Genomic DNA, 6,446 nt, shown 5'->3' with positions numbered 1-6,446 from the left:
GTCAGCTTTAACTGAGTTGTAGTATTGTCAATAAGCCTTTTCTGAACAGGCTTTTCGGCCTGTTCCACAACAAAATTTCTCTCCTGTGGAACAGGCCGGAAAGCCTGTTATTAAAAAGAGTGCAAGATGTGAGTTTCAATTAACTTTGTAGCGACCTGTTAAAATTTGGATCGGTCGCATCCAAAGAATTAGTGCTAAATTATGAGAGGCGTTCCGCCGGAACGCCTCTACATTCGTTGCGAGCACAGACCAAAAGGTTAGCACATGATTCAGACAGCAGTCACGCCTTTCAAAAACAAAATTAACTCAGCTTTAACTAAAAAGCCGATTACAGTTTTACAAATTAATCTCGGCAAACGCTGCAACCTGGCTTGCACTCACTGCCACGTAGAAGCTAGCCCGACACGAACAGAAGAACTTTCCCCGGAAATTTGCGACCAATTAATTGAAATCATTCGCCGCTTTCCTCAAATTCAAACTGTTGACCTCACCGGCGGTGCTCCCGAAATGCTTTACGGTTTTAAACCGCTAGCGGAAGCTGCCAGGGCGGCAGGTAAAGAGGTAATTGTTCGTTCTAATTTGACGATTTACTTTGAAAAAGGTTTTGAAGATATTCCTGACTATTGCGCGCAGCACCAACTCAGAATTGTGGCGTCGCTTCCCTGCTACCAAGCTGACAATGTGGACAAAATGCGCGGCAACGGTGTTTTTGACAGTTCGATTCGGGCGCTACAAAAGCTAAATCAGTTGGGATACGGGAAAAACCCCAATTTAACTCTGGATTTGGTGTACAATCCACAAGTGCCGGCAACAGACAAGTTTTCGCTAACACCGGAACAAGGCAAGTTAGAGCAAGATTACAAGGTTTATTTAGCCGAACATTTTGGGATTTGTTTTAATCAATTGTTCGCGATTACTAATTTGCCGGTGGGACGAACTAAGTTTCATTTGGAACATAAGAAACTTCACAAGCCTTATCTGGGGTTTTTGGAGGATAATTTTAATCCCGGTACTCTGGAACATTTAATGTGCCGTAACGAATTGTCGATCGACTATTTGGGCAATGTCTACGACTGCGATTTTAACCAAATGGAAAATCTGCCGGCGAAAACTGGCAGCGGGGAAAAGATAAATACTGCTAAATTGCTCAAATCTGGCAGTTTAGAGGTGATTCAAGAGGTGCAAACGGCTGCTTATTGTTATGGATGTACGGCGGGTAGCGGTTCTAGCTGTGGCGGTACTTTGATTTGAGCAATACAGTAGGGACACTCCAAGATCCCATAGGTGTCAAGTTAAGGTAGAACCCATAGTCCGGCAGGGGTTTAAACCCCTGCCTCAAAGCTAAAGTCCTCTAAAAGAGGACTGAAGAAGTTATTAGTCCTCTTGAGAGGACTTTCGCTATTAGACAGGGGTTTCAACCCCTGGCGGACTGGCGGGTGGGCGGATGGACTTGGCGGGCTAACAGCTTAAGTTGACACTAATGGGCAGTGCCGTGTCCCTACCCTGGAAACGACGGTATATGCAATGAATGAATGGGGAGTTTAAGCAATGAATGATTCGCGATCGCCCGATGAAAATCCGCCGCCATCAAATAGGTGGAAGCTGATTTTAGGGATTGGTTTAGCTGTGGCTTTAATTGCAGCGACCAGGTTTTTTAACTTTCAAGGAATTCTGAAAAATGCGCTGGAGTCGATCGCTAGTCTCGGCCCGTGGGGCCCGGCAGCTTTTATTTTAATTTACATTGTCGCAACGGTTCTATTTATCCCCGGTTCTTTGCTGACTCTCGGTTCTGGCGTTTTGTTCGGAGTCGTTGGCGGTTCGGTTTGTGTTTCCATCGGCTCGGTTTTAGGCGCAACTGGCGCTTTTTTGGTAGGGCGGTATTTAACTCGCGACTGGGTTTCCAAACAGATAGAGGGCAATCAAAAATTTAAGGCGATCGACTCCGCAGTTGCCTCTGAAGGATGGAAAATTGTACTGCTGACGCGGCTTTCTCCAATTTTTCCGTTTAATTTGCTTAACTATGCTTTTGGAGTCACGCAAGTATCTCTAAAAGACTATTTTTTCGCATCTTGGATCGGCATGATTCCCGGAACTGTCATGTATGTTTATATCGGTTCCCTGGCCGGGAGTTTGGCTGCACTCGGATCGCAAGGGCGATCGCGCACTGCTGCTGAGTGGGCTCTCTACGGGATTGGTTTGCTAGCAACGATCGCCCTCACCGTTTATGCAACCCGCTTGGCTAAAAAAGCTTTAGACGAAAAAATTTCCCCTTGACACCACAGCGCAAATTTGTAAATTTGTCAAGAGGGTTTTGCCCATACATTATAATACATTGCTAATTTAAAAAAGTCCGTGTTTTCTCTGTGTTATTTATAATTATTTTGTTATACAAACGAGATAGAGATTAAAGATATCGTAAAGCAGTTACCTCAATTAGGTAAACCGAAGGTCAAAATATAAAGCTGATGCCAAAATAGAAGGCAAGGGTGCGATCGGAATAAGAATTTTTTGCAGCCAGGAATGCAAGTCATACCATTTTAAATTTGAGATTTGAGATTTGAGATTGCGAATGACTGATGCCTAGCAGGGTTGGGATCACCGGCCTACAGTTGCATTATTTTCTGAAACTCGTCTCACGACTTGACTGATATTAATTCTGCCGCATGACCAATACCGTTTGATGAATTTGATTCGGAGAGAACATTTGATGATGCAAAACCCAGCAAATCAAGCCGGATCAGTGTCTGCGCCGCGGCCACACCAAGCAAAAAAGCTGCGCCAATTTTGGGCAAACATCAGCAATTCTGCTCAATCGCAGTGGCAGCAAGCGCACAGTCTTTGGCAACACAGACGGCAGCGCCGCCATTTGCTGACCCTGCTAATTCTGGCCACCACGGCTTTAACGATTAGCACAACTGCTTGCATCAGCTATTTTTTTGTGCGCGGGCTAATCCTTGACAATTTAAAGCAAATAGCACTATTAAAACTAGAAAAAGGCACCGATGAAATCGACCGCTGGCTCAGCAGCCGCAAAGCAGAAATAGAAACCATTGCTTACGATCCTACGGTGGGCACTCTCAATTGGCAATTAGTCGAGCCCCGGTTGCAAGGAGAAATATACAGATTAAAAGAGTATTTCATCCTGTCATTAACTCAACCCGACGGCTCATTTATCAACACTTTAGGCAACCGCGCGAACAGCAAAGACCGCCAACACTTTCAAAAAGCAATGGCCGGACAGCTCAACGTTTCCGACCCGCTGATCGGCCGCAGTACAAAAGTTTCTACGATCATCATTTCAGCTCCTATTTGGGCTTTGCCCCCCGCTCCAAATCAAGTAATTGGAGTCCTATCGGGCAGCATTAAATTAGACCGAGTAACATCTGTCGCTAACAGCTTGCTGTACGGTTCTGACAGTTATGCTTTTGCGCTCAATTCACAAGGAGTGCCAATTGTTCATCCCAACAATAACTTAATCGGAAATATCGACCTGCCGACCCCAAGCTTTTTACAGTCAAAAGACCCCGCACTCTCCACAATTGCGCGACAGATGATCGACCGGCAGACGAACATCGAACTGGTAAAAATAGATAACAAATGGGTGTATGTGGCCTATGCTCCCCTCAAGGAAGTTAACTGGTCGATGGCTTTAGTAATTCCCCGCGAAAATATTGAATCCCAACTGCAAGCATTAAATTTGCTGACATCCGTAGTCGCCGGACTGCTCATCCCGGCAATGCTAGCAGCCATTTGGCTAATTTACTCCTCCGAAAACAATCGCGCTCAAGCGGAGCGAGAAGCCATGCTCAACCGGATTGCTGGACGCATTCGCGCTTCCCTGGAATTAGACAAAATTGTGCAAAGTACAGTCGAAGAAATAGTAAGTTTGCTGCACCTAGAACGGGCGGCTTTTGGTTGGTACAAACCGCAAGAAAACAGGTTACAAATCCTGTGGGAATGTTGCCCATCTGATTCTCCGACACAAGCCATAAAGTTTGAGTCTTACTTTCTCGAAAATGTGTTAGTACGGAGTGGTCAAGGCGAACCAATTATTCTTTCGAGCGACACTTGGGCGAAGGGTGTAACTCAACCGCCGGAACTTAAAGCTAATAGCTATTTAGCCGTACCTGTCCAGACTCAGAACCAGCCGCAGGGTTATTTAATTTGCAGCCACGCTACTCATTGGCTTTGGAGCAGGGAGGAAATCCAACTGTTAAAAGCTGTAGCAGACCAATTGGCGATCGCAATTACTCAAGCTCACCTTTACAGTCAAACCCAAGACCAAGTAAAACTGCTTAATAGTGCCTTAAATGAACTGAAAAAAACTCAAACTCATTTAGTGCAGAGCGAAAAAATGTCATCCCTCGGTCAAATGGTGGCTGGGATAGCGCACGAAATCAACAACCCCGTTAACTTCATTTCGGCTAATTTGCCTCACACCAGCAAATATACTAAAGATTTATTAGAGTTGGTGAGTTTATACAAAGAAGCCTTCCCAGAGGTTCCCCAGGAAATCGTAGATTTTACCGAAGAAATAGAGTTAGAATTTATCGAGGAGGATTTGCCGCATATATTGAATTCTATGAAAATAGGAAGCGAACGCATTCGCAGCATAGTTCTTTCTTTGCGAAACTTTTCTCGCCTGGATGAATCTGACAAAAAGCTAGCGGACATTCACGAAGGTATAGAAAATACCTTGCTGCTGCTCTCTAACCGCATTAAGAATAGAATTTATATAGTCAAGAAATACGGAAAAGTGCCTTCAGTCGAGTGCTATCCCTCTCAGCTCAATCAGGTGTTTATGAACTTGCTGAGTAATGCGATCGATGCCTTGAACGAGATCGATCGCCTGGATAAAATTATTACTATTTCCACGGGAGTAGTTCGCGAACATGGCGCTAAATTTCTGAAAGTGGCGATCGCCGACAACGGCCCCGGCATTCCCGACAGCGTTAAAGACCAAATTTTTAACCCATTTTTTACTACTAAAGAGGTGGGCAAAGGTACGGGTTTGGGGTTAGCAATTAGCTACAAAATTGTAGTTGATGGACACGGCGGCAACATCACAATTTCTAAACCTCCGGGCGGGGGCACGGAGTTTTTGGTAAAAATTCCTATTAGTAACGGAAAGTAATACCATTGTAGATTTTAGATTTTAGATTTTAAATTTTAAATTTTAGATTTTAAATTTGGGAATGACTGATGAAATAAGAGTTGGGAGATTGTCTATAGTTGCATTATTTTTGAAAAGGGTATAAGAAGGAAGTGGAAAGGAAGTCCACGGATTTTGTAACGTTGTAACGGAGGTAAGGGAGAGAAGGAAGAGAGAAGAGCGGCTCAACAGTTTTAATTAATGCTAAGTTGACGGCCGTTGGCTAAAATTAGAAGAGTTTTTGTTAAAGGTGTTTTATGGCTGTTGGCAAGGATACAATTTTCGAGCGCTTTTTGTCGCCCCTGATGCGACTGGCGATCGACGAACAAGCACTGAAACGACTCTACGAAGGTATCGACTGGGAAACAGCGGGCGATCGCTACCGACAACCCGATTTAGTTTATCCCGAATATTACACCAGCCAAAACTTTCACGGCATTAAACGCGGCTACCTCAACCCCAGTGCCGCCGTTTCCTACGATCCCATCACGCAATATGTTTTGCCTCCCCACGAAACAGTCGTCAGGCAAGGCTTAATTGACGCTGTGCGGGTGAAACCGCGCCGAATCATCGATTTGGGATGCGGCACCGGTTCGACAACGCTCATGCTCAAGCAAGCCTTTCCCGAAGCGGAAGTTGTCGGGCTGGACTTGTCGCCTTATATGCTGGTAGTTGCCGACATGAAAGCGCAAAAAGCCGGCTTAAATATCCAGTGGTTGCACGGAAATGCCGAAAGCGTGGCTTTTCCCGATGCCAGCTTCGATTTAGTCGCAGCTTCCTTGCTGTTTCACGAGACGCCACCTGCTGTATCGCGGGCAATTTTGCGAGAAAGCTTCCGACTGCTGAAGGTTGGGGGACAAGTGGCAATTTTGGACGGAAACCAAAAAACTTTGCGGCAGACAGAGTGGCTGACTGATATCTTTGAAGAGCCTTATATTAAGTCTTACGCCGATGGCAGCCTCGATGCTTGGGCGGGGGCGGCTGGATTCGCGGCGGTGCAAACTCACGAACACTGGTGGACGAATCAGGTGACGCAGGGCGTGAAACCTTTGCCGGGGGAAGATTTGGAACAGGCCAAGGTGGCGAGGGGGTGGAATTGGGGCGATCGAACTCCTGATGTTGATGGCGATTTACAGGGCATTCCAGCTCCTGCTTGATGTATTAACTGTTGACTGTTGACTGTTGACTGTTGACTGTTAACGGTTAACTGTTAGCAAACCAATGACTAATGACTAATGACTAATGACTAATGACTAATGACTAATGACTAATGACTAATGACTAATGACTAATG

At 45.3% G+C, this 6,446-nt stretch carries 4 protein-coding genes; all 4 read left to right on the top strand.

The window, feature by feature from the left end:
* The first annotated feature begins 264 nt into the window (after positions 1-264).
* The 4 genes from arsS (at position 265) to QUA00_RS31775 (ending at position 6,309) form a co-directional block, all read left to right on the top strand.
* Complete coding sequence (gene arsS / locus QUA00_RS31790) at positions 265-1,251, top strand: arsenosugar biosynthesis radical SAM (seleno)protein ArsS (protein WP_333412356.1); 987 nt, start codon at positions 265-267, stop codon at positions 1,249-1,251.
* Between the two features lie 297 nt (positions 1,252-1,548).
* The gene (locus tag QUA00_RS31785) at positions 1,549-2,274 is read left to right on the top strand and encodes a TVP38/TMEM64 family protein (protein ID WP_333412354.1); all 726 of its coding nucleotides are present in this window, start codon (positions 1,549-1,551) and stop codon (positions 2,272-2,274) included.
* Positions 2,275-2,707: 433 nt separating this feature from the next.
* Complete coding sequence (locus QUA00_RS31780; protein WP_333412353.1) at positions 2,708-5,134, top strand: ATP-binding protein; 2,427 nt, start codon at positions 2,708-2,710, stop codon at positions 5,132-5,134.
* 275 nt (positions 5,135-5,409) lie between these two features.
* Positions 5,410-6,309, top strand: coding sequence for a methyltransferase domain-containing protein (locus tag QUA00_RS31775; protein ID WP_333412350.1), 900 nt, complete (start codon positions 5,410-5,412; stop codon positions 6,307-6,309).
* Positions 6,310-6,446 lie beyond the last annotated feature (137 nt).

This window comes from Microcoleus sp. T2B6 (genome assembly GCF_036700475.1).
Taxonomy (GTDB): domain Bacteria; phylum Cyanobacteriota; class Cyanobacteriia; order Cyanobacteriales; family Microcoleaceae; genus Microcoleus.
This window is presented reverse-complemented; position numbering and strand designations above follow the sequence as displayed.

What these genes read in the sequence shown, in the direction of transcription:
- arsS (WP_333412356.1), top strand. Translation starts at nt 265, where the DNA reads ATGATTCAGACAGCAGTCACGCCTTTCAAAAACAAAATTAACTCAGCT.
- QUA00_RS31785 (WP_333412354.1), top strand. Translation starts at nt 1,549, where the DNA reads ATGAATGATTCGCGATCGCCCGATGAAAATCCGCCGCCATCAAATAGG.
- QUA00_RS31780 (WP_333412353.1), top strand. Translation starts at nt 2,708, where the DNA reads ATGATGCAAAACCCAGCAAATCAAGCCGGATCAGTGTCTGCGCCGCGG.
- QUA00_RS31775 (WP_333412350.1), top strand. Translation starts at nt 5,410, where the DNA reads ATGGCTGTTGGCAAGGATACAATTTTCGAGCGCTTTTTGTCGCCCCTG.